Consider the following 22,261-nt stretch of genomic DNA (forward strand, 5'->3'; position numbering starts at 1 on the left):
GTTGATAGGCCGGATCTGGAAGCACGGTAACGTGTGGAGGTGACCGGTACTAATAGGCCGAGGGCTTGTCCTCAGTTGCTCGCGTCCACTGTGTTAGTTCTGAGGCAACGACCGTTGCCGGCTTTGAGCTAAAACAAGTAAAGAGTGTGCTTGTTCGCTCGAAACCATTAGGGTTTCGGTGGTTATAGCGTGAGGGAAACGCCCGGTTACATTTCGAACCCGGAAGCTAAGCCTTACAGCGCCGATGGTACTGCAGGGGGGACCCTGTGGGAGAGTAGGACGCCGCCGAACAATCTTTGGGAAGGACCCCTGGTCACCAGCGTTCAGCTGGGACCAGGGGTCCTTTCGTTTTTTGGAGCGCACCGGGTACTCGGCTGCGCGAGAATGTTTGCGGTACCGAAGACAGGAGTCACCGATGTCCACCAACTCTCCCGACGACCGACCGGAGCGCGACCAGCGGCGACGGGACAGTGGGGATCGCGGCGATCGTGGCGGCTTCCGCCGCGACAGCGACCGCGGTGGTTACGGCCGTCGCGGTGACAACCGGGGCGGCGGCGGGTTCGGCCGGCGTGACGACCGTGACCGTGGCGACCGCGCTGGCGATCGCGGTGGCGACCGCGGTGGCTTCCGCCGCGATGACCGGCGTGACGATCGACGCGATGACCGCCGTGACGACCGTCGTGACGACAGCCGTGGTGGCTACGGCGACCGTGACCGTGGTGGCTACGGCGACCGTGACCGTGGTGGCTACGGCCGGCGGGACGATCGCCGTGAAGGTGACAGGGGTTCCCGTCCGGCCGTCCAGCGGGACGACCGTGATCGCGACCGCGGATTCCGTCGTGACGACCGTGGCGATCGCCCGGGTTTCCGGCGCGACGACAACCGCGGTGGGTTCGGTCGGCGTGACGACCGTGACCGTGGCGATCGCGGTGGGTTCCGGCGCGATGACCGCCGTGATGACCGCCGTGATGAGCGCCGTGACGACCGACGTGATGACCGGCGCGATGACCGCCGTGACGACCGACGTGATGACCGGCGGGGCGACCGTCGTGACGACAGCCGTGGTGGCTACGGCGACCGTGACCGTGGGAACTACGGACGGCGGGACGACCGGGACCGTGGGTTCCGGCGGGACGATCGTGGTGGGTTCCGTCGCGATGACCGGCGTGACGACCGCCGTGACGACCGACGCGATGACCGGCGTGACGACCGACGCGATGACCGCCGTGACGACCGCCGTGACGACAGCCGTGGTGGTTACGGGCGGCGTGACGACAGTCGGGGTGGCGAGCGTGGTGGGTTCCGGCGGGACGATCGTCGGGGCGGCGAGCGTGGTGGGTTCCGGCGGGACGACCGCGGTGGGCGGCCCGGGAGTTTCCGGGGCCGTGATGGGCGGGACGCCCCGCGCAGCGGTGGTCGCTTCCGCGACGAGCGTGACCGGGACCGCGAGCCGATCAAGCGGCTGCCGATCCCGGAGGACGTCACCGGTGACGAGATCGACAAGGACGTGCGGCAGGAACTGCAGAGTCTGCCCAAGACGCTCGCCGAGGACGTCGCCAAGAACCTGGTGATGGTCGCGCGGCTCATCGACGAAGAGCCCGAGCGGGCCTACGGGTACTCGAAGGTGGCGCTGCGACTGGCGTCCAGGGTCGCTGCCGTGCGGGAGGCGGCCGGGTTCGCGGCCTACGCCAACCAGAAGTACAGCGAGGCGCTCGCCGAGTTCAGGGCTGCCCGGCGGATGACCGGGAGCGTGGAGCTGTGGCCTGTCATGGCGGACTGCGAGCGCGGGCTGGGGCGGCCCGAGAAGGCGCTGGACATGGCCGGGGCGCCCGAGGTGCACAAGCTCGACAAGGCAGGACAGGTCGAGATGCGGCTCGTCGCGGCCGGGGCCCGGCGTGACATGGGGCAGCTCGACGCGGCCATCGTGACGCTGCAGAGCCCCGAGCTGGCCTCCAACTCGATGCAGCCGTGGACCGCGCGGCTGCGGTACGCGTACGCCGACGCGCTGCTCGCCGCCGGGCGGGAGAACGAGGCGCGGGAGTGGTTCGCGAAGGCCGTCGAGGCCGACCGGGACGGCAGCACCGACGCCGCCGACCGGCTGGCCGAGCTGGAAGGTGTCGAGTTCGTCGACGCGCTGGACGAGGACGAGGCCGCCGGCGGCGAGCCGGGCGAGGGCCAGGACCGTCCCGGTCAGGACTGACCTGCGGGAACAGTGAGGGGCGGGACTCCGGTGACATCCGGAGTCCCGCCCCTTCCCCGTGCCCCGTGCGCGCGGGTCAGTGGTGCAGTGCGCGCAGGACCAGGCCCGAGGCCGGTTTCGGGCCGAACGACGTGGACTTGCGGGGCATGGTGACGCCCTGGCGGGCGAGGTCGCGGACGACCTCCTCGCGGACGGGGTGCAGCAACACCGCCGTACCGCCGTCGCGTTCGGCCTTCTCGACCGTCGCGGCCGTGTCGTGGATGTAGGCGATGCGGGTGGGGTCGTCCTCGGGGACATGCCAGACGTGGGGGAGGAGCGTGGCGTGCAGGACCGTCGCGTCCAGGGTGCGCCAGGGCTGGGGGCGGTCGGTGGGGACCGTGCGGTCGAGGAGCGCCGGGTCGGGACGGTCCAGCAGGTGGAAGGCACCGTCACCGGCGAGGAGGAAGGCGTTGCCCGCGCAGGCGGCGTCCGCCAGGGTGTCCAGGGCCTCGGGCAGGGGGGCGTCGAGACGCCGGACGCGGAACAGGCCCTCGACCGCCGCGAGGGCCTCGGCGACCGGCAGGCCGGGCAGGAGGTGGATGGCGCGGACACGCAGGGGGTAGCGGGCCGTGTCCACCAGAAGGACCAGGCCGTGGTCCCAGGGGCTCGGTGAGGGGTGCTCCGCGCGTAGACGCCGGTAGGTCGCCCAGCGGTGGTGGCCGTCGGCGATGAGCGCCTGGCGGGTCGAGAGGTCGGCCCGCACGCGGGCGATCTCCGCCGCGTCCGTGACGGACCACAGGCGGTGGCAGTAGCTGTCCTCCGTGGTCGTGGACAGCAGCGGGGTGCGGTCCGCGGCGCGTTCGACGACCTCGGCCGCTTCGCCGTCCCCTCGGTAGGTGAGGAGGAGGGGTTCCAGGTTCGCGCGGGTGGCGCGCATCAGGGCCGCGCGGTCGGCGACGACGTGGGGCATGACGTCCTCGTGGGGCAGGACTATGCCGTCGGAGGGTTCAGAGACGCGCAGGGTGCCGATGAGGCCGCGCTGGACCATGCCGTCGGCGTGCCGCTGCTCGTAGACGTACAGGGCGGGCTCGGGGTCCGTCGTCAGGACGCCCTCGGACAGCCAGTGGCGCAGGGTGGCGGCGGCCTGTTCGTTGCGGGCGGCAGGGGTGGTGGCCTGGGGCAGGATCAGACGGACGATGTTGTGCGGATCGGCGTCCTGTAGCTGGTGCAGGCCGTCGGGGCGGACCACGACGTCGTACGGCGGGGAGGTGACGGCGGCGAGGCTGCCGACCCGGTCGGGGTCGTAGCGCAGGCCTCGGAACGGGGTGAGTTCCAGGCCTCGGGGCGCCGTTGCCTTCGAGTGACCTGCTGTGTTCATCCCGGCATCGTACGTGTGTCAGTGCCGTGCGGGATGATCGGGGGAAAGGCGAGCGAACGAGGAGCGATGCGGAATGAGCCAGGGCGTCAGGACGAGGCCCGAGGGCAGTGGGCAGGCCCTGAGCGAGGCGTACGACACGGCGCTGCTCGACCTCGACGGAGTGGTGTACGCGGGCGGCAGCGCGATCGTGCACGCCGTCGAGTCGCTGGCGACGGCACGGGCGGGCGGGATGCGGCTCGCCTACGTCACCAACAACGCGCTGCGGACCCCCGACACCGTGGCCGAGCACCTGACGGAGCTGGGGATACCGACGGCGGCCGACGACGTCATCACCTCGGCGCAGGCGGTGGCCCGGTTGATCAGTGAGCAGGTGCCGGCGGGGGCGCGGGTGCTGGTGATCGGCGGGGAGGGGCTGCGGGTCGCGCTGCGCGAACGCGGGCTGGTGCCCGTCGAGTCGGCGGACGACGATCCGGCGGCCGTGGTGCAGGGGTTCGGCGGGCCGGACCTGCCGTGGGGACGGTTCGCCGAGGCGTCCTACGCGGTCGCGCGCGGGGTGCCGTGGTTCGCGTCCAACACGGACCTGACGATTCCCAGCGGCCGGGGGATCGCCCCGGGCAACGGGGCCGCGGTGGAGGTCGTGCGGATCGCGACCGGGGCCGAGCCGCAGGTCGCGGGCAAGCCGCTGCCCCCGATGCACCGGGAGACCGTCCTGCGGACGGGCGCGCGGCGTCCGCTGGTGGTCGGCGACCGGCTGGACACCGACATCGAGGGGGCGTTCAACGGGGAGGTGGACTCGCTGCTCGTCCTGACCGGGGTGACCGACGGGGCACAGCTGCTGGCCGCGCCGCCGCAGCACCGGCCGACGTATGTCGACGCCGATCTGCGGGGGTTGCTTACCGGTCAGCCGGAGGTGACGGAGTCAGGGGACGGCTTCCGCTGCGGTGGCTGGAAGGCGACGGCTGGTGCGGAGCGCCTGGAACTGGAGGGCGAGGGCGAGGCACTGGACGGGCTGCGGGCGCTGTGTGCGGCGGCCTGGACGGCGGCCGGCTCGGACGGGTGCGGTCTGGACGCGGGGAAGGCATTGGCACGGCTGGGGTGGTGAGCCGCTCGGGCGCAGGGCGCCTGGTGAACCTGTGGGCCCGGCGAAGGCCCCTGACCTGGGATCAGGGCGGCTTCACAGGGTAGGCTAACCTAACTGACGTGTTGGTCGACAGTGTTCCCGAACAGCGCGCGGAGACCGCCCCCGCGCCCCCAACCCGCCGGGTGGTCCGTTCCGTCGGACTGCTCGTCTCGGTCGCCGTGCTGCTGCTGGTGGCGTTGGCGAGCATCGCCATCGGGGCCAAGGAGCTGTCCGTCGAGCAGGTCTGGCACGGACTGTTCCAGGACACCGGCACCTACGGCGACGTCGTCGTGGGGGAGCGGGTCTCGCGGACCGTGCTCGGGCTGCTCGTGGGGGCGGCGCTCGGTCTGTCCGGGGCGGTGCTCCAGGCGCTCACGCGCAATCCCCTGGCCGACCCGGGACTGCTCGGCATCAACGCGGGTGCCTCGGCCGCCGTCGTCACCGCCCTCACCTATTTCGGCGTCACCAGCCTGAGCGGGTACGTGTGGTTCGCCTTCCTCGGGGCGGCGGCGGTCGGTGCGCTGGTGTGGTTCCTCGGCGGCAGCCGCGGGGCCACGCCGGTGCGGCTGGCGCTCGCCGGCACCGCCGTCGCCGCCGCCCTCTACGGGTACGTCCAGGCCGTGATGATCCTGGACGAGGCGGCCCTCGCGAAGATGCGGTTCTGGACGGTCGGTTCCCTGACGTCCGCCACCGACGAGGTGATCCGGCAGGTGCTGCCCTTCCTCGCGGCCGGCACGCTCCTCGCGTTCGCCCTGGCGCGGCCGCTCAACGCGATGGCCATGGGCGACGACACCGCCAAGGCGCTCGGCGCCCACCTCAACCGGACGCGGGCGCTGTCCATGCTCGCCGCCACCGTGCTGTGCGGTGCCGCGACCGCCGCCTGCGGGCCGATCGTCTTCGTCGGGCTCATGGTGCCCCACGCCGTCCGCTCCTTCACCGGCCCCGACCTGCGCTGGATCATGCCGTACGCGGCGATCCTGTCGCCGGTGCTGCTGCTGGGCTCCGACGTGCTCGGGCGGGTCGTCGCCCGCCCGTCGGAGGTCCAGGTCGGCATCGTCACCGCGATCGTCGGCGGCCCGGTCTTCATCTTTCTCGTACGACGGCGGAGGACGGCCCAGCTGTGAAGACCGCATCCCACACCGCACCGGAGCAGACCGGGCCGGCCCCGGAGCGCGGCGCCCGTACGCCCGGCGCCCCCCGTTCCCTGCGCATGCCCGGCGGCCTTTCCCTCCGGGTGGACGTGCGGGCCCTGGTCGTCGTCGTGCTGCTGCTGGTCGCCGCGCTCACCGCGAGCGTGGTGCTGATCGGCACCGGCGACTTCCCCATATCCGCCGGCGACGTGCTGAAGACGCTGGCCGGAAACGGCAGCGAGGGCCAGGAGTTCATCGTCGAGGAACTGCGGTTGCCGCGGGTCGTGGTCGGGCTGCTGGTCGGCGCCGCGCTCGGACTCGGCGGCGCGGTCTTCCAGGCGGTGTCCCGCAATCCGCTGGGCAGCCCGGACGTGCTCGGACTCGGGCAGGGGGCGACGGCCGGCGCGCTCGTGGTGATCGTGCTGATGTCCGGCACGGCCGATCAAGTCGCCGTGGGGGCGCTCGTCGGCGGTCTGGTGACCGGTGCCGCGATCTACCTGCTCGCCTGGAGGCGGGGCGTGCACGGCTACCGGCTGGTGCTGGTCGGCATCGGCGTCTCGGCGATCGCGACCGCGGTCAACGGCTACCTCATCACCAAGGCCGACCTGGTCGACGCGGCCCGCGCGGTCGTGTGGATGACGGGATCGCTCGACGGCCGTGACTGGAAGCAGGTCTGGCCGCTGCTCGCCGTGTTCTGCGTGCTCGTTCCGCTCGTCCTCGCCAACGCGCGCGGGCTGCGGATGTTGGAGATGGGCGACGACGTCTCCCACGCCCTCGGCGTGCGGGTGGAGCGGGTACGGCTGCTGCTGATGGTCGCCGCCGTCCTGCTGACCGCGTCCGCCACCGCGGCCGCGGGCCCCGTCGCCTTCGTCGCGCTCACCGCGCCGCAGCTCGCCCGGCGCCTGACCCGCTCACCCGGTCCGAACCTCGTGCCCGCCCTGTGCATGGGCGCCGTGCTGCTGGTCACCGCCGACTGGGCCGCGCAGCGTCTGTTCGGCGGCGGACAACTGCCGGTGGGCGTGGTGACCGGCGTCCTCGGCGGCGTCTACCTGCTGTGGCTGCTGGTCACCGAACGCAAGGCGGGCCGGATATGAGCGGCTCGGCGAAGAACACCCCTAGGAGCACCGTGAACCGCCTGTCCGCCGAGAACGTCACCCTCGCCTACGACCAGCGGGTCATCGCCGAACAGCTGTCGGTGGAGATTCCCGACAACTCCTTCACCGTGATCGTCGGCCCCAACGCCTGCGGCAAGTCGACGCTGCTGCGGGCGCTGTCGCGGATGCTGAAGCCGAGCGAGGGCCGGGTGCTGCTCGACGGGCAGGTGATCCAGTCGATGCCGGCGAAGAAGGTCGCCCGGACGCTGGGCCTGCTGCCGCAGTCGTCCATCGCGCCCGACGGGATCACCGTCGCCGACCTCGTCGGCCGCGGCCGCTACCCGCACCAGGGCATCCTGCGGCAGTGGTCGACGCAGGACGAGCGGGTCGTGCGGGAGTCCATGGCGCAGACCGGCGTCGCCGAACTGGCCGACCGCTATGTCGACGAACTCTCCGGCGGTCAGCGCCAGCGTGTGTGGATCGCGATGGCCCTCGCCCAGCAGACCCCGCTGCTGCTGCTCGACGAGCCGACCACCTACCTCGACATCCAGCACCAGATCGACGTCCTCGACCTGTGCGCCGAACTGCACGAGGAGCAGGGCCGCACGCTCGTCGCCGTCCTGCACGACCTCAATCACGCCGCCCGGTACGCAACACACCTCATCGCGCTGAAGGGCGGCGAGGTCATCGCGCAGGGCGCGCCGAACGACGTCGTCACGGCCCCGCTGGTCGAGGAGGTTTTCGGGCTGCGCTGCCAGGTCATCGACGATCCGGAGACGGGCACGCCGCTGGTGGTGCCGGCGGCGCGCAAGGCGCGCCCCGAGGACCGGAAGGCCGCGGCTACAGAAGCTTCCTGAGGTGGAACAGGTCCTTCAGACCGGCCTCCAGCCTCACCCGGCCCGAGGCCCACGCCTTCGCGAAGTGCAGCTCGCCGCCGACCAGCGCGACCAGGTCGTCGCCGGTCATGGCCAGTCTGATCTGGGCCTTCTCCCGCGGAGGGCCCTGGAGGGTGTCCTGCACCACGATCCGGCCGCCCGTCATGCGGCCGGCGAACGTGATGTCGAGGTCGGTGATGTGGCAGCTCACCGAGCGGTCCAGGGACGTGGCCGTGCGGACGTCCCCTTCGGCGCGCTGCATGCTGTCCGAGAGCTTGTCGAGTGCGGCGCGGCACTCCTCGATCGTGGCCATCGCGCTCGACGGTACCCCAGCCGTTCGCGGTAGCGTCTGGGCATGAGCGACACAGCGCCGGAGAGCGAGGGCCCGCGGGAGGCCGTGCCCGAGGCGGGACCCGAGCACGACCCCGCCGCGCCCGCTCCCCTGGACGTCCCCCGCACGCCCACCGGCCACGCCGAGGTGGACGCCCACCTGGAGCGGCTCGCCGACGCCGACCACCTCGCCACGGACGGCCACGTCGAGGTGTACGAGGATGTACACCGGGGGCTGCGCGACGCGCTCACCGCGCTCGACGCCCGCCCGGGACCTCCGGCGCCCCCACGGCCGTACGAGAGCAGGAGCTGAACGCAAGGTGGCAGGAGTCGCACGTCGTCGTCTGGACGCGGAGCTGGTGCGCCGCAGGCTCGCGCGCTCGCGTGAGCACGCCAGCCAGCTGATCGCCGCGGGCCGGGTCACCGTCGGCAAGACCGTCGCGACCAAGCCGGCCACGCAGGTGGAGACCGCGGCGGCCATCGTCGTCGCGGTCGACGACAGCGATCCCGAGTACGTGTCGCGCGGCGGGCACAAGCTCGCCGGGGCGCTCGCGGTCTTCGTGCCGCAGGGGCTCGTCGTCGAGGGGCGGCGGGCGCTGGACGCCGGCGCGTCCACCGGGGGCTTCACCGACGTGCTGCTGCGGTCGGGAGCCGCCCATGTCGTCGCCGTCGACGTCGGATACGGACAACTCGCCTGGTCCCTGCAGAGCGATGAACGCGTCACCGTCAAGGACCGTACGAACGTACGCGAGTTGACGCTCGAAGCGATCGATGGGGAGCCAGTGGATCTTGTCGTGGGGGATTTGTCCTTCATCCCGCTCGGGCTGGTGCTGCCGGCCCTGGCGCGGTGCACCGGGCCGGACGCGGATCTGGTGATGATGGTCAAGCCGCAGTTCGAGGTGGGTAAGGAACGGCTGGGCAGCGGGGGTGTGGTGCGCAGCGCGCAGCTGCGGGCCGAGGCTGTGCGGGGCGTGGCCGAGAAGGCGTGGGGACTGGGACTCGGGGTGAAGGGGGTCACCGCCAGTCCGCTGCCCGGGCCCTCCGGGAACGTCGAGTACTTTCTGTGGCTGCGGCCCGGGGCACCGGAACTGAACCCGGCCGACGTCGACCGTGCAGTGGCGGAGGGGCCGCGGTGACTCAGAACCGAGCTCGTACTGTTTTCCTGCTCGCCCACACGGGGCGGCCGGCGGCCATCCGCAGCGCCGAGCTGGTGGTGAAGGGTCTGCTGCGCGAGGGCATCGGGGTGCGCGTCCTGGAGTACGAGGCCGCCGACCTGCCGTTGCCGGACGAGGTGGAGCTGGTCTCCGAGGCCACCCCGCAGTGCCTGGAAGGGTGCGAGCTGCTCATCGTCCTGGGCGGTGACGGGACGCTGCTGCGGGGCGCGGAGTTCGCGCGGGCCTCCGGGGTGCCGATGCTCGGCGTCAACCTCGGCAGCGTCGGCTTCCTCGCCGAGGCCGAGCGCGACGACCTCGACAAGGTCGTCGACCGGGTGGTGACGAAGGCGTACGAGGTCGAGGAGCGGATGACCGTCGACGTGGTCGTGCACCGCAACGGGGACATCGTGCACACCGACTGGGCACTGAACGAGGCGGCCGTGCAGAAGGCCGGCGCGGAGAAGCTCCTCGAGGTCGTGCTGGAGATCGACGGGCGGCCGGTGACGGGTTTCGGGTGCGACGGCATCGTCCTGTCGACCCCGACCGGGTCCACCGCGTATGCCTTCTCCGCCGGGGGGCCCGTGGTGTGGCCGGAGGTGGAGGCGCTGCTGATGGTGCCGATCAGCGCGCACGCGCTGTTCGCCAAGCCGCTGGTGACCTCGCCCGACTCGGTGCTCGCGGTGGAGCTGCTGCCGCACATTCCGCCGGGCGTGTTGTGGTGCGACGGGCGGCGGACCTTCGAGCTGCCTCCGGGGGCCCGGGTGGAGGTGCGGCGGGGGGCGGTGCCGGTGCGGCTCGCCCGACTGCATCACGCGTCGTTCACCGACCGGCTGGTGGCGAAGTTCGCGCTGCCCGTCTCCGGGTGGCGGGGCGCTCGGCACTGAGGGCGGCGGGGGTCCGGCGCTGAGGGTGGCAGGCGGTCCGGCGCTGAGCGGGGCGGTGCCAGGGGCCCACGTCCACCCGCCCGGGTGACAGGGCGCCTCGCACTTCCGCCGTCGGACCTCGTAAGGTCTTCTCCGTGTTGGAGGAGATGCGGATACGGTCGCTCGGGGTCATCGACGACGCGGTCGTCGAGCTGTCGCCCGGCTTCACCGCCGTCACCGGTGAGACGGGTGCGGGCAAGACCATGGTGGTCACCAGCCTCGGGCTGCTGCTGGGCGGGCGGGCCGATGCCGCGCTCGTGCGGATCGGCGCCGAGAAGGCGGTGGTGGAGGGGCGGATCGCCGTGCCCGCGGACGCCTCGGTGGTCCTGCGGGCCGAGGAGGCCGGGGCCGAGCTCGACGACGGCGCGCTGTTGATCAGCCGTACCGTCTCCGCCGAAGGGCGGTCGCGGGCGCATGTCGGCGGGCGGTCCGTGCCCGTGGGCGTGCTCGCCGAGCTGGCCGACGACCTGGTCGCGGTGCACGGGCAGACCGACCAGCAGGGGCTGCTGAAGCTGTCCCGGCAACGGCAGGCGCTCGACCGGTACGCCGGGGACGCCGTCGCCGGACCGCTGGCCAAGTACACCGGGGCGTACCGGCGGCTGCGAGCCGTGTCCGCAGAGCTCGACGAGATCACCACGCGTGCGCGTGAGCGGGCCCAGGAGGCCGACATGCTGCGCTTCGGACTCGACGAGATCGCGGGCGTGGAACCGCGTGCCGGGGAGGACGTGGAACTCGCCGAGGAGGCGGAGCGGCTCGGGCACGCGGAGGCGCTGTCGTCCGCCGCGACGGCCGCACACGCCGCCCTGGCGGGCAATCCGGAGGACCCCGAGGGCATCGACGCGACGACGCTCGTCGCGGGCGCCCAGCGGGCCCTGGAGGCCGTGCGGTCGCACGATCCGGCGCTGGCCGCACTCGCCGACCGCATCGGCGAGATCGGCATCCTCCTCGGTGACGTGGCGGGAGAGCTCGCCGGATACGCCGACGACCTCGACGCCGACCCGCTGCGGCTGTCCGCGGTGGAGGAGCGGCGGGCGGCGCTGACCGCGCTGACCCGCAAGTACGGCGAGGACGTGAGTGCCGTGCTGGCCTGGGCCGAGCAGGGCGCGGCGCGGCTGACCGAACTGGACGGCGACGACGAGCGGCTCGACGAACTCACCGCCGAACGGGACGCGCTGCGGGCCGAACTGGGCGGGCTCGCGCAGGCCTTGACGGACGCGCGGACGGAGGCCGCCGAGCGGTTCGCCGCCGCGGTGACCGCCGAGCTGGCCTCCCTGGCGATGCCGCACGCGCGCGTGTCGTTCGACATCCGCCAGACCGAGGACCCGCAGGGCGTGGAGGTCGGCGGGCGCACGGTCGCCTACGGGCCGTCCGGCGTCGACGAGGTGGAGCTGCTGCTCGCCCCGCATCCCGGGGCGCCGGCGCGGCCCATCGCCAAGGGCGCCTCCGGCGGCGAGCTCTCGCGGGTCATGCTCGCCGTCGAGGTCGTGTTCGCGGGGACGGACCCCGTGCCGACGTACCTCTTCGACGAGGTCGACGCCGGGGTCGGCGGCAAGGCGGCGGTGGAGATCGGGCGGCGGCTGGCGCGGCTGGCCAGGACCGCGCAGGTCGTGGTGGTCACCCACCTGCCGCAGGTGGCCGCCTTCGCCGACCGGCAGCTGCTGGTGGAGAAGACCAACGACGGGTCGGTCACCCGCTCCGGCGTGAAGGTGCTCGAAGGGGAGGACCGGATCCGCGAGCTCTCCCGGATGCTCGCCGGGCAGGAGGACTCCGAGACGGCCCGGGCCCACGCGGAGGAACTGCTGGCGACGGCGCGCGCCGACGGCTAGCACCGCGGGGTGGTGCATCGGGTTGGGCGGGGCGGATCCGTACGGGTCCGCCCCGCCCTCGTGCGCGTGCGGCGCCCGGGCTTCTCCGACGCTCGCATCCTCCTGGGTGAGAGGGTGATCAGGGCGGCCGGTGCGTGCTCGCGCCGAGAGCGCCGGGGTTGCTGCGTCCGGGGCCGGCCGGGGAGCTGTCCGCCGCGGCGGCGGGTGGCGGCGGCCGTCCTGCTCCGGACGACCTGGCCCGGCGCACGATGCTGGCGGCTCCGGCGGCTCCGGCGGCTCCGGCAATTCTGGCGGCTCCGGCGGCTCCGGCGCGCACGCGCGGGGCGCGCTGCTCGGTGCGGCGGTCGTGACGGGGTGGGGGGACGCGCCGGGCTGGTCGGACACGCCGCCGCCGTGGCCGCCGCGGCGGTGAGCGGGGAGCGGGTGAGCGCGGTGGCGCGGTCGGTGTCGGTGTCGGCGTCGGCGGGGAGGGGCGGTGCGGACGTCTCGTCCGGCCGACGCACTCATGCCTCCAGCGCTCGACGGGCTCGGATCGGCCGGGCCGCAGGCGTGCGGAACCTCGACTTCCTTCACTCGTGTGGGTGGTACGCGGGGCCGTGTTGCCGGGACGCCGGGTGCTCGGCGGCACGGAACACCCGTACGTGCTGGCATCCTTGGCGTAGTACGTGGAGGAACCCGAGCGGTCCACCCCTCCGCCCGAGCCTTCTGTACGTTCCTTCGTGACCGTCCGACGCCGAACCAGGAGCCCCGGCCACGTGAGCAGCCACTCACCGCACGGCCAGTCGCCGCTGCGCACCGTGCAGGTGCTGGGCGGCGGGAACGCCGGCAGCAGCGCGCATGTGCGCTCCCTGGCCGCGGGGCTCGTCGCACGGGGCGTGCGGGTGACGGTGTGCGCCCCCACCGAGGCCGATCACTCCTACGACTTCACCGGCGTCGGCGCCGACCACGTGCACGTGCCCCGCAGCAGCGATCCGACGTCCGTCGCGGCGCTGCGCGCGGCCTGCACCGACGCCGACGTCGTCCACGCGCACGGACTGCACGCCTCCTTCCGGGCCGTGCTCGCGCTCAGCGGGCGGCCCACCCCGCTCGTCGTGACCTGGCACAACCGGGCGCACGCCGAGGGTGCCCGCGCCCATCTGCTGCGCCTGCTGGAGCGGCGCGTGGCGAAGGCGGCCGCCGTGGTCCTCGGCACCACCTCCGACCTGGTGGACCGGGCCCGCCGGACCGGCGCGCGCGACGCCCGGCTCGGTGCCGTGGCGCTGCCCGGGCCCCGCCCGGCGGCCGAGGACCCCGACCGGCCCCGCCCGAAGCTGCGGGCCGAACTCGGCGCCATCGGGCGCCCATTGATGGTGGCCGTCGGAGCCCTGGACCAGCACCGCGGCTACGACGTCCTGCTGGACGCCTCGCGCGCGTGGCGCGGGCTGGACCCGGTGCCGTTGGTCGTGGTCGCGGGGGAGGGCCCGTCGCGGGCGGAGTTCCAGCGCCGGGTCGAGGACGAGGAGCTGCCCGTCCGGCTGCTGGGACGGCGGGACGACGTGCGCGAACTGCTGGCCGCCGCCGACCTCGCGCTGCTGCCGGGCTGCGGGGAGTCGCGCTCGGTCCTGGCGCAGGAGGCGCTCCACGCGCGTGTGCCGCTCGTCGCGGTCCGCACCGCAGCGGTCCGCGAACTCGTCGGCGACGCGGCCGAACTGGTCCCCGACGGTGACGCCGCCGCCCTCGCCGACGCCGTCGTCCGGCTGCTCGACGATCCCGGACGCTGTGCGCGGCTGAGGGACGCGGGCAGCCGGCAGGCGGCCACCTGGCCGAGCGAGGACGAGACCGTCGCCCAGGTGCTCAGCGTCTACGACGAGCTGACACAGCCCCGGCCGATGTGAGCGGGCGGCCGGGAAGACCGCCGTCGATGCCGGGCCTCGGACACGGCGTGCTCAGCGGAGGGCCGCGCACGAGCGGGCGGGCGCGGGGCGTTCACGGTACGAAGCGTCTTGCGCGGAGGGCGAGGCTCAACGCCAGCACCGTGTGGGGGTCGTCGAGGTCGGTGCCCAGGAGTTCGCCGATGCGGGCCAGGCGGTTGTACAGGGTCTGCCGGTTGAGGTGCAGTTCGCGGGCCGTCTCCGCCTTGCGGCCGGCGTGGGCGAGGTAGGTCTCCAGGGTGGGCAGCAGCGGCGGCCTGGAGCGGTGGTCGTGGTCGCGGACCGGGCCGATCGCGCGCTCCACGAAGGCCGCCAGGTCGGGATGGTCGCGCAGCCGCCACAGCAGCAGATCGATGTCGAGGCGGCGGGCGTCGTACCAGGGGCGGTCCGACAGCCCCTGCGCGGCGGTCGCCGTCTCCGCCGCGTGCCGCAGACCCGCCGACGCCGCCGCCCAGCCGCCCGCGACCCCGACCACCACCACCGGTGGCGCGGCTCCCGGCCGCCGCATCCCGGCCCGTTCCGCCCCGGCCCGCAGCGCCGCCGCGACCCGGTCCGCGACCGCCGACCGCTCCGACTCCGCGCGCAGCCCCAGCAGCAGCGGCACCCGGCCCTCGACCGGCCGGACGCCCAGCAGGACCGGGACCCCGACCGAGGCCAGCTCCTCCGCGACCGCGCGGGCCAGGACCGCCCAGCCGCCGCCGGGAGCGAGCGTGTCGCCCAGCCGCATCACGACCGGCAGCAGCGGACTGTCGCCCGGCTTGAAGCCCAGCACCCGCGCCTGCCCCGGAGCGTCCACCGCCGTGATCCGGCCCTCGGCGAGGTCGGTCAGGAAGTCGCCCCGGCCGCGCGCGGCGAGCTCCTCCTCCTGGCGGGCCTGCATCAGCACCACGGCCAGGATGCCCGCGGCGCGCTCGGCGGCGATCCGGTGCACCGGGGCGAGCGGACCGCGCACGGGCAGCAGGACGAGCCGGGCACGCACCGCACCCGCACCCGGCCCACCCCCGGGCACGTCCACCAGCACCGAACCGGCCGGCGGCGGCGCGTCCCTGCGCGGGCCGCGCAGCCCCTCCCACACCTGGAGCGGATCCGCCCCCCGCGGGCCCTCCCCCGCGGCGTAGAGCAACAGCCCCTCGGTCGTCTCCAGGAAGACCGGGTTGGCGCTGAAGTCGGCCAGGATGCCGAGGACCTGGGGGATCCCGCCACCGCCCAACAGCGCCTCCGTGCAGCGCCGGTGGACCTCCTCCGCCTGCTGGAGCAGGGCGTAGTGACCGTTGACGATCTCCGTGTGGATCTCCTCGGTGACCGTCACGAACGCCACCTCGCGGTGCAGTTGGACCAGCGGGAGGCCGCTCGCCCGCGCCGTCTCCACCAGAGCCGAGGGCAGACGCGCGAAGCGCGGCCCCAGCTCGATCACCAGCGCCGCGATGCCCCGTTCGGCCAGGGTGCGCACGAAGGCCCGCTGCTCGGCCGGCCGGGTGCCGAGCCCGTAGCCCGTGGTCAGCAGCAGCTCGCCGCCCTTGAGCAGGGAGGCGATGTGGGGGACCTCGCCCGCGTGCACCCAGCGCACCGTGCGGCCGAGCCGGTCCCCGCCCGCGACGATCTCCGGCAGCCCGCTGCGCAGTCCGGGCAGTTCCAGCGCCCGCTGCACGGTGATGCCGGCGCCCCGGCTGTCGGGTCGGTGATCCGCGCGGCTGTCCATACACCGGACGCTACCTGCGCGGACGTGCCCACGGCATCCCGCGCGAAGGTCGTGATCACCGCGCGGGGTTGGGGCGCGGTCGGCCGGGTAGCGGCGGGCCATGGAGATGAGTGTGGTCGCCGTGGCACGTGAGGACGACAGCCCGGTCGAGGAGCCGCTGCGCATCGCGGCGCTCGCCGACCGGCTCGGCTACCGGGAGGTGTGGGCGGGGGAGGGACCGACGTGGGACTCCTTCGTCCTGGCCGCAGGGATCGCCCGGGTCACCGAACGGGCGACGCTGACGGCGGGCCCCGTCCCGGTGTCCGTCCGTGACCCGCTGACCATCGCACGGGGGGCCGCCTCGGTCGCCGCGGTCACCGGCCGGGCGGTCGGGGTGGCGCTGGGCACCTCCAGCAAGCGCGTGGTCGAGGGCGTGCACGGACGCCCCCGGACCCGGCCCGCCGCCGCCCTCACCGAGACGGCGGCGGCCCTGCGCGGGCTGCTGCACGGCGAGCCGGGCGAGCCGATCGTGCCCGGCAGCACCTTCCGGCGCCGCCTCGCACCGCCCGGCGGCCCGCTCACCGTCGCCGCGTTCGGCGACCGCGCGATCGCCGTGGCCGCCGCCCACGCCGACCGCATGCTGCTCGACCTCGTCTCCCCGCGACAGGTGCGCGAGCTGCGCGCCAAGCTGCTCGTCGCGGCCGAGCAGGCGGGTCGTACGCCCCCCACGCTCGCCGCCTGGCTGCCCGCCGCCGTCGACCCCGATCCCGCGTCGCTGAGGCAGGTGCTGGGGAGCATCGCCGGATACCTGACGGTGCCCGGGTACGCCGAGGTGTTCGCCGAGGCCGGATTCGGCGAGGCCGTCGCCCTGGCCGACTCCGGCGCCGACCGCGCCACGCTCGTCGGCGCCCTCCCGCCGCAGGCCGCGGCGGCGGTCGGCCTGGTCGGCGACCTGGACACCGTACGGGCCCGGATCGCGGCCTACGCCGAGGCGGGGCTCGACGAGATCGCCCTGGTGCCGGCGACGGCCGGGGACCCCGCGGGGGAGCGGACGCTCACGGCCCTCACGCCGGCCTGATGTTGTGGTTGAAGCGGAAGACGTTGTCGGGGTCGTAACGCCGTTTCAGCTCCGCGAGCCGACGGGCGTTGTCGGCGCCGACGCCGGCCACGACCCGCTCGGCGCCCTCGTCGCCGATGAAGTTGAGGTACACGTCACCGGTGCTCCAGGGGCGCACGTCGGCGCGGACCTCGCGGACCCAGCGCACGCACCGTTCGTCGTCCGCCGGGTCCTCCCAGGTCCCGTAGGGGTGCACCGACCAGGGGGCGGCGCGGAACGGCACCGGGTAGGCGTGCGGCCCGGCGGCGACGGCGCCGCCCTGCGGGAACAGGACGTGCTGGGTGCCGGTCGGCACCGGCATGGACCGCGCGCGGGCGCAGAAGACGTCCACGAAGGCGTCGGGCGCGCCCGTCAGGTACTCCGCCGACCAGTAGTTCCGCATCCCGGGCGGATCGTCGATCATGCACTGCACGTCGGCGTACGGCATGGCCCCGACGACCTGCGCCTCGTGCGGCAGCGCCAGCAGCGGTTCGGCGAGCTTGCGCAGGTCCGACTCGGCACCGGCGTACGTCAGCAGGACACCGCACAGCAGGGTGCCGACCAGGTGCGGCGGGACGAACTCCTCGGGCGGCCCGGTGAAGTACAGGACGGCGCCGGCCGCCTCGTCCGGTCCCGCGGTGATCAGGTCGCGGTAGGTGCGGGTGGCCTCGGGGCCGAACTCGGGGAGGTAGAGCACCAGCGCGATGGCGAACTCGGGCAGCTCGTACAGCTTCAGGGTGAGGGCGGTCGCCACACCGAAGTTGCCGCCACCGCCGTGCAGGGCCCAGAACAGGTCGGGGTTCTCGTCGGGGTTGGCGTGGGTGCGCTCGCCGTCGGCGGTGACCAGTTCCACGCCGAGCAGGTTGTCGACGGCCAGGCCGAAACAGCGGTCCAGCCAGCCGGTGCCGCCGCCGAGGACGAACCCGCCGACTCCGGTGGTGGAGGCCCGCCCACCGGTGGTGGCCAGGCCGTGGGGCTGGGTGGCCCGGTCCAGGTCGCTCATGGTGGCCCCGCCCTGGACGCGTACCGCCTCGGCCGCGGGGTGGACGGTCACCTCGCGCATCCGGCGCAGGTCGATCACGAGGGCCGCGTCGCCCAGCGCCATCCCGGCGACGCTGTGGCCGCCGCCGCGCACCGCGATCTTCAGGTCCAGGTCCCGGGCGAACCGGACGGCGCGCACCACGTCGTCCTCGTGCGCGCACCGCGCGATCACCGCGGGCCGGCGGTCGATCATCGCGTTGAAGACGGTGCGGGCCTCGTCGTAGCCCGCGTCCCTCGGGGCGAACACGTCGCCGGCCAGATCCTCGCGCAGCGCGGCGAGGGCCGCGCCCGCCTTCGACGGGGAAGCCATGGGGCGCCCCCTTCCTTGCAGGGGCTGATGCTTCCCAGCCTAGGGCGAAACACGCCTCAGGGTTCCTTGCACGGTGAGCGCCTGATCAGGCGCTCACCGTGCAAGGAACCCTTCTGTTCGGAGCTGTCAGGGCGGTCCCGCTCAGCCGCCGTACGCGCCGGACGCCGTCAGGCGCAGGGCCGTGTCGATCAGCGGGACGTGGCTGAAGGCCTGCGGGAAGTTGCCGACCTGGCGCTGCAGGCGCGGGTCCCACTCCTCGGCGAGCAGGCCGAGGTCGTTGCGCAGCGACAGCAGCTTCTCGAAGAGCTTGCGGGCCTCGTCGACGCGGCCGATCATCGCGAGGTCGTCGGCCATCCAGAACGAGCAGGCCAGGAAGGCGCCCTCGTCGCCGGGGAGGCCGTCCACGCCCTCGTCGTCGCCCTGGGTCGGATAGCGCAGGATGAAGCCGTCCGGGGTGGACAGCTCGCGCTGGATCGCCTCGATCGTGCCGATGACGCGCTTGTCGTCGGGCGGCAGGAAGCCCATCTGCGGAATCAGCAGCAGCGACGCGTCCAGCTCCTTCGAGCCGTACGACTGGGTGAAGGTGTTGCGCTCCTTGTCGTAACCCTTCTCGCAGACGTCCCGGTGGATGTCGTCGCGCAGTTCGCGCCACTTCTCCAGCGGTCCGTCCGCGTCGCCGGACTCGATCAGCTTGATCGTGCGGTCGACGGCGACCCAGGCCATGACCTTGGAGTGCACGAAGTGGCGGCGCGGACCGCGCACCTCCCAGATGCCCTCGTCCGGCTCGTCCCAGTGCTTCTCCAGGTAGCGGATCAGCTTCAGCTGGAGCAGGGAGGCGTAGTCGTTGCGGGCCAGGCCCGTCATGTGGCCCAGGTGGAGGGCCTCGGTGACCTCGCCGTACACGTCCAGCTGGAGCTGGTGCGCGGCGCCGTTGCCCACCCGGACCGGCGCGGAGTCCTCGTAGCCGGGCAGCCAGTCCAGCTCCGCCTCGCCGAGCTCGCGCTCGCCGGCGATGCCGTACATGATCTGGAGGTTCTCCGGGTCGCCGGCGACCGCGCGCAGCAGCCACTCGCGCCAGGCGCGCGCCTCCTCGCGGTAGCCGGTGCGCAACAGCGAGGACAGGGTGATCGCCGCGTCGCGCAGCCAGGTGTAGCGGTAGTCCCAGTTGCGGACGCCGCCGATGTCCTCGGGGAGGGAGGTGGTGGGGGCCGCCACGATCCCGCCGGTGGGGGCGTAGGTCAGCGCCTTCAGCGTGATCAGCGAGCGGATCACAGCCTCGCGGTAGGGGCCGTGGTACGTACAGTGCTCGACCCACTCCCGCCAGAACTCCTCCGTCGCCTCGAGCGACTGCTCCGGCTCGGGAAGCGGCGGCGGCTCCTTGTGCGAGGGCTGCCAGGAGATGGTGAAGGCGATCCGGTCACCAGGGGCGACGGTGAAGTCGGCGTACGTCGTCAGCGACTTGCCGTAGGTCTCGCAGTCGGTGTCGAACCACACCGAGTCCGGGCCCGCGACCGCGACCGTGCGTCCCTCGTGCTTGTGCACCCACGGCACGACCCGGCCGTAGGAGAAGCGCATCCGCAGGGCCGAGCGCATGGGGACGCGGCCCGAGATGCCCTCGACGATGCGGATCAGCTGCGGGGCGCCGTCGCGCGGGGGCATGAAATCGGTCACCCGGACCGTGCCGCGCGGGGTGTCCCACTCGGACTCCAGGATCAGCGAGTCGCCCCGGTAGGAGCGCCGGGCCGCGGTGGGCGGCCGCTGGTCGGAGGCGTGGGCCGGCCCGAGCCGCCAGAAGCCGTGCTCCTCGGTGCCCAGCAGCCCGGCGAAGATCGCGTGCGAGTCGAAGCGGGGCAGGCACAGCCAGTCCACTGTCCCGTCACGGCAGACCAGGGCAGCGGTCTGCATGTCTCCGATGAGTGCGTAGTCTTCGATGCGCCCGGCCACGTGCAAACTCCAGTCGAACGGCCACGTCACCCCACGAGGGGGCTGTCGCTAGTGCGGTCAGGGGGTCGTTGTAATGCGTCGTTGAGCGGTGAAGCAAAGCAGTCGCTCAGCGGTGTTGGCAAAACGCCAATTCTTGCTCAACGAACTGACGAGCTCTTGTTGTTCCGGTGGACACGGGCGGGGGTGGTGCCGTCTTGGCCGGCCGGGCTCGGCAGCGAGTGTCCGAGCAGGATACGACGCACGTAGATGATCTGCGTGCCGCTCGGGGCAACGCGGGTGGGCCGAACGGGTGAGCACCGGGTGAGGGCCCGGTGCGTGTACGCACGTGCGTGTCGAGCCGTGTGCGGAGCGTGGCCGGAAGCCATCTCCCCGAGGCGCTGTTACCCTGGTAGCCCGTGGACCGGTGGGCTCGAAACCCCCGAACCGCAGCGACGGCACCCTCGGAAACCTCCGGCCCGAACCGCTGGTGAGAGCCTCCGGGAGCCGCACCGCACCCCCAGACCGCGACCACGGGAGCCCCCTCTTGGCCATGCCGACCAAATCTCCGACGACCAAGCACATCTTCGTCACCGGGGGTGTCGCCTCCTCTCTCGGCAAGGGTCTGACGGCCTCCAGCCTCGGCATGCTGCTCAAGGCGCGGGGCCTGCGCGTCGTGATGCAGAAGCTCGACCCGTACCTCAACGTCGACCCTGGCACGATGAACCCGTTCCAGCACGGCGAGGTGTTCGTCACCAACGACGGCGCCGAGACCGACCTGGACATCGGCCACTACGAGCGCTTCCTCGACCGCGACCTCGACGGCTCCGCCAACGTCACCACCGGTCAGGTCTACTCGACGGTGATCGCCAAGGAGCGGCGCGGCGAGTACCTGGGCGACACCGTGCAGGTCATCCCGCACATCACCAACGAGATCAAGCACCGCATCCGCCGCATGGCGACGGACGAGGTGGACGTCGTGATCACGGAGGTCGGCGGCACGGTCGGCGACATCGAGTCGCTGCCGTTCCTGGAGACCGTCCGCCAGGTCCGCCACGAGGTCGGCCGGGACAACGTCTTCGTGGTCCACATCTCTCTCCTTCCCTACATCGGCCCCTCGGGCGAGCTCAAGACCAAGCCCACCCAGCACAGCGTCGCCGCCCTGCGCAACATCGGTATCCAGCCGGACGCGATCGTGCTGCGCTGCGACCGCGAGGTCCCCACCGCCATCAAGCGCAAGATCTCGCTGATGTGCGACGTCGACGAGGCCGCGGTGGTCGCCTGCCCCGACGCCCGCTCGATCTACGACATCCCGAAGACCGTGCACGGCGAGGGCCTGGACGCCTACGTGGTCCGCAAGCTGGACCTGCCGTTCCGGGACGTGGACTGGACGACCTGGGACGACCTGCTCGACCGCGTCCACAACCCCGACCACGAGATCACCCTCGCGCTGGTCGGCAAGTACATCGACCTGCCCGACGCCTACCTGTCGGTGACCGAGGCGCTGCGCGCCGGCGGCTTCGCCAACAAGGCCCGCGTCAAGATCAAGTGGGTCACCTCGGACGACTGCAAGACCCCGGCGGGCGCCAAGGCGCAGCTCGCCGACGTGGACGGCATCTGCATCCCCGGCGGCTTCGGCGACCGCGGTGTGCTCGGCAAGGTCGGCGCGATCAAGTACGCGCGCGAGAACCGGATCCCGCTGCTGGGTCTGTGCCTCGGCCTGCAGTGCATCGTGATCGAGGCGGCCCGCAGCCTCGCGGACATCTCCGACGCCAACTCCACCGAGTTCGACCCGGCCACCTCCCACCCTGTCATCTCCACCATGGCGGAGCAGCTCGACATCGTCGCCGGCGAGGGCGACATGGGCGGCACGATGCGGCTCGGCATGTACCCGGCCAAGCTGGCCGAGGGCTCCATCGTGCGCGAGGTGTACGACGGCAAGGAGTACGTCGAGGAACGGCACCGTCACCGCTACGAGGTGAACAACGCCTACCGCGCGGAGCTGGAGAAGAAGGCGGGCATCCAGTTCTCCGGCACCTCCCCGGACGGCAAGCTCGTCGAGTACGTCGAGTACCCGCGCGACGTCCACCCCTACCTCGTCGCCACCCAGGCCCACCCCGAGCTGCGCTCGCGGCCGACGCGCCCGCACCCGTTGTTCGCGGGCCTCGTGAAGGCGGCCGTCGAACGCCAGCAGAGCGAGGGCGCGGGGCGGAATTCGAAGTAACACACCAGCTTGTACGGTGGCCGGGGTGCATCCCTTCAACGGGAGGGCACCCCGGTTTCATCGGTGCACGTGG

At 73.1% G+C, this 22,261-nt stretch carries 18 protein-coding genes and 1 rRNA gene; 14 read left to right on the plus strand and 5 right to left on the minus strand.

Annotation, left to right across the window (positions count from 1 at the left end; genetic code table 11):
• The first annotated feature begins 174 nt into the window (after positions 1-174).
• The 3 genes from rrf (at position 175) to ACZ4YY_RS30345 (ending at position 2,200) form a co-directional block, all read left to right on the plus strand.
• A 5S ribosomal RNA gene (rrf, locus tag ACZ4YY_RS30335) occupies positions 175-291 on the plus strand.
• A 344-nt stretch (positions 292-635) separates the two neighbouring features.
• Positions 636-1,571 carry a hypothetical protein gene (locus tag ACZ4YY_RS30340; protein ID WP_468297755.1) on the plus strand — a complete coding sequence of 312 codons (936 nt, stop codon included), beginning with the start codon at positions 636-638 and terminating at the stop codon, positions 1,569-1,571.
• Complete coding sequence (locus ACZ4YY_RS30345; RefSeq protein WP_468297758.1) at positions 1,463-2,200, plus strand: tetratricopeptide repeat protein; 738 nt, start codon at positions 1,463-1,465, stop codon at positions 2,198-2,200. Before ACZ4YY_RS30340 ends, ACZ4YY_RS30345 begins: the two co-directional genes overlap by 109 nt.
• Positions 2,201-2,276: 76 nt before the next feature.
• On the opposite strand, the gene ACZ4YY_RS30350 is transcribed toward ACZ4YY_RS30345, so the two are convergent.
• A complete protein-coding gene (locus ACZ4YY_RS30350; RefSeq protein ID WP_468297488.1) occupies positions 2,277-3,557 on the minus strand; it encodes a DUF1015 domain-containing protein in 1,281 nt (426 codons plus the stop codon).
• 73 nt (positions 3,558-3,630) lie between these two features.
• Here ACZ4YY_RS30350 and ACZ4YY_RS30355 point away from each other — a divergent pair, with 73 nt between their 5' ends.
• The 4 genes from ACZ4YY_RS30355 to ACZ4YY_RS30370 all read left to right on the plus strand — a co-directional run bounded on the left by ACZ4YY_RS30355 (position 3,631) and on the right by ACZ4YY_RS30370 (position 7,758).
• Positions 3,631-4,659 (plus strand): HAD hydrolase-like protein, encoded by a 1,029-nt coding sequence (locus ACZ4YY_RS30355; RefSeq protein WP_468297492.1) that lies wholly within the window; start codon positions 3,631-3,633, stop codon positions 4,657-4,659.
• A 98-nt stretch (positions 4,660-4,757) separates the two neighbouring features.
• Positions 4,758-5,801 carry a FecCD family ABC transporter permease gene (locus tag ACZ4YY_RS30360; RefSeq protein ID WP_468297495.1) on the plus strand — a complete coding sequence of 348 codons (1,044 nt, stop codon included), beginning with the start codon at positions 4,758-4,760 and terminating at the stop codon, positions 5,799-5,801.
• A gap of 86 nt (positions 5,802-5,887) precedes the next feature.
• Entirely contained in the window at positions 5,888-6,901 is a 1,014-nt protein-coding gene (locus tag ACZ4YY_RS30365) for a FecCD family ABC transporter permease (RefSeq protein WP_468297761.1), read from the plus strand.
• Positions 6,898-7,758: an ABC transporter ATP-binding protein gene (locus ACZ4YY_RS30370; protein ID WP_468297498.1), complete on the plus strand. Its 861-nt coding sequence runs from the start codon at positions 6,898-6,900 to the stop codon at positions 7,756-7,758. Before ACZ4YY_RS30365 ends, ACZ4YY_RS30370 begins: the two co-directional genes overlap by 4 nt.
• On the opposite strand, the gene ACZ4YY_RS30375 is transcribed toward ACZ4YY_RS30370, so the two are convergent.
• A complete protein-coding gene (locus ACZ4YY_RS30375) occupies positions 7,742-8,089 on the minus strand; it encodes a sterol-binding protein (RefSeq protein WP_468297503.1) in 348 nt (115 codons plus the stop codon). The two genes, ACZ4YY_RS30370 and ACZ4YY_RS30375, sit on opposite strands and share 17 nt — an antisense overlap.
• Positions 8,090-8,131: 42 nt before the next feature.
• On the opposite strand from ACZ4YY_RS30375, the gene ACZ4YY_RS30380 reads away from it, so the two are divergent.
• From ACZ4YY_RS30380 to ACZ4YY_RS30400, 5 genes are all read left to right on the plus strand, one after another.
• Complete coding sequence (locus ACZ4YY_RS30380; RefSeq protein WP_468297508.1) at positions 8,132-8,419, plus strand: hypothetical protein; 288 nt, start codon at positions 8,132-8,134, stop codon at positions 8,417-8,419.
• A gap of 7 nt (positions 8,420-8,426) precedes the next feature.
• Positions 8,427-9,242, plus strand: a complete 816-nt coding sequence (locus ACZ4YY_RS30385; RefSeq protein ID WP_468297511.1) for a TlyA family RNA methyltransferase — start codon at positions 8,427-8,429, stop codon at positions 9,240-9,242.
• Positions 9,239-10,144 carry an NAD kinase gene (locus tag ACZ4YY_RS30390; protein ID WP_468297517.1) on the plus strand — a complete coding sequence of 302 codons (906 nt, stop codon included), beginning with the start codon at positions 9,239-9,241 and terminating at the stop codon, positions 10,142-10,144. The genes ACZ4YY_RS30385 and ACZ4YY_RS30390 overlap by 4 nt, the downstream gene beginning before the upstream one ends.
• 146 nt (positions 10,145-10,290) lie before the next feature.
• Positions 10,291-12,009 carry a DNA repair protein RecN gene (gene recN, locus ACZ4YY_RS30395; RefSeq protein ID WP_468297763.1) on the plus strand — a complete coding sequence of 573 codons (1,719 nt, stop codon included), beginning with the start codon at positions 10,291-10,293 and terminating at the stop codon, positions 12,007-12,009.
• A 755-nt stretch (positions 12,010-12,764) separates the two neighbouring features.
• Entirely contained in the window at positions 12,765-13,883 is a 1,119-nt protein-coding gene (locus ACZ4YY_RS30400) for a glycosyltransferase family 4 protein (RefSeq protein ID WP_468297520.1), read from the plus strand.
• Positions 13,884-13,974: 91 nt separating this feature from the next.
• On the opposite strand, the gene ACZ4YY_RS30405 is transcribed toward ACZ4YY_RS30400, so the two are convergent.
• A complete protein-coding gene (locus ACZ4YY_RS30405; protein WP_468297523.1) occupies positions 13,975-15,618 on the minus strand; it encodes a PucR family transcriptional regulator in 1,644 nt (547 codons plus the stop codon).
• A gap of 100 nt (positions 15,619-15,718) precedes the next feature.
• Here ACZ4YY_RS30405 and ACZ4YY_RS30410 point away from each other — a divergent pair, with 100 nt between their 5' ends.
• Complete coding sequence (locus ACZ4YY_RS30410; RefSeq protein WP_468297526.1) at positions 15,719-16,675, plus strand: LLM class F420-dependent oxidoreductase; 957 nt, start codon at positions 15,719-15,721, stop codon at positions 16,673-16,675.
• Here the strand turns inward: ACZ4YY_RS30410 and ACZ4YY_RS30415 are convergent.
• Positions 16,662-18,044, minus strand: coding sequence for an FAD-binding oxidoreductase (locus ACZ4YY_RS30415; protein WP_468297529.1), 1,383 nt, complete (start codon positions 18,042-18,044; stop codon positions 16,662-16,664). The two genes, ACZ4YY_RS30410 and ACZ4YY_RS30415, sit on opposite strands and share 14 nt — an antisense overlap.
• A gap of 141 nt (positions 18,045-18,185) precedes the next feature.
• Positions 18,186-19,988, minus strand: coding sequence for a glycoside hydrolase family 15 protein (locus ACZ4YY_RS30420; RefSeq protein ID WP_468297533.1), 1,803 nt, complete (start codon positions 19,986-19,988; stop codon positions 18,186-18,188).
• A 529-nt stretch (positions 19,989-20,517) separates the two neighbouring features.
• Between ACZ4YY_RS30420 and ACZ4YY_RS30425 the strand changes: the two genes are divergently transcribed.
• The gene (locus ACZ4YY_RS30425) at positions 20,518-22,188 is read left to right on the plus strand and encodes a CTP synthase (protein WP_468297536.1); all 1,671 of its coding nucleotides are present in this window, start codon (positions 20,518-20,520) and stop codon (positions 22,186-22,188) included.
• Positions 22,189-22,261 lie beyond the last annotated feature (73 nt).

Source organism: Streptomyces sp. NPDC030143 (genome assembly GCF_055573695.1).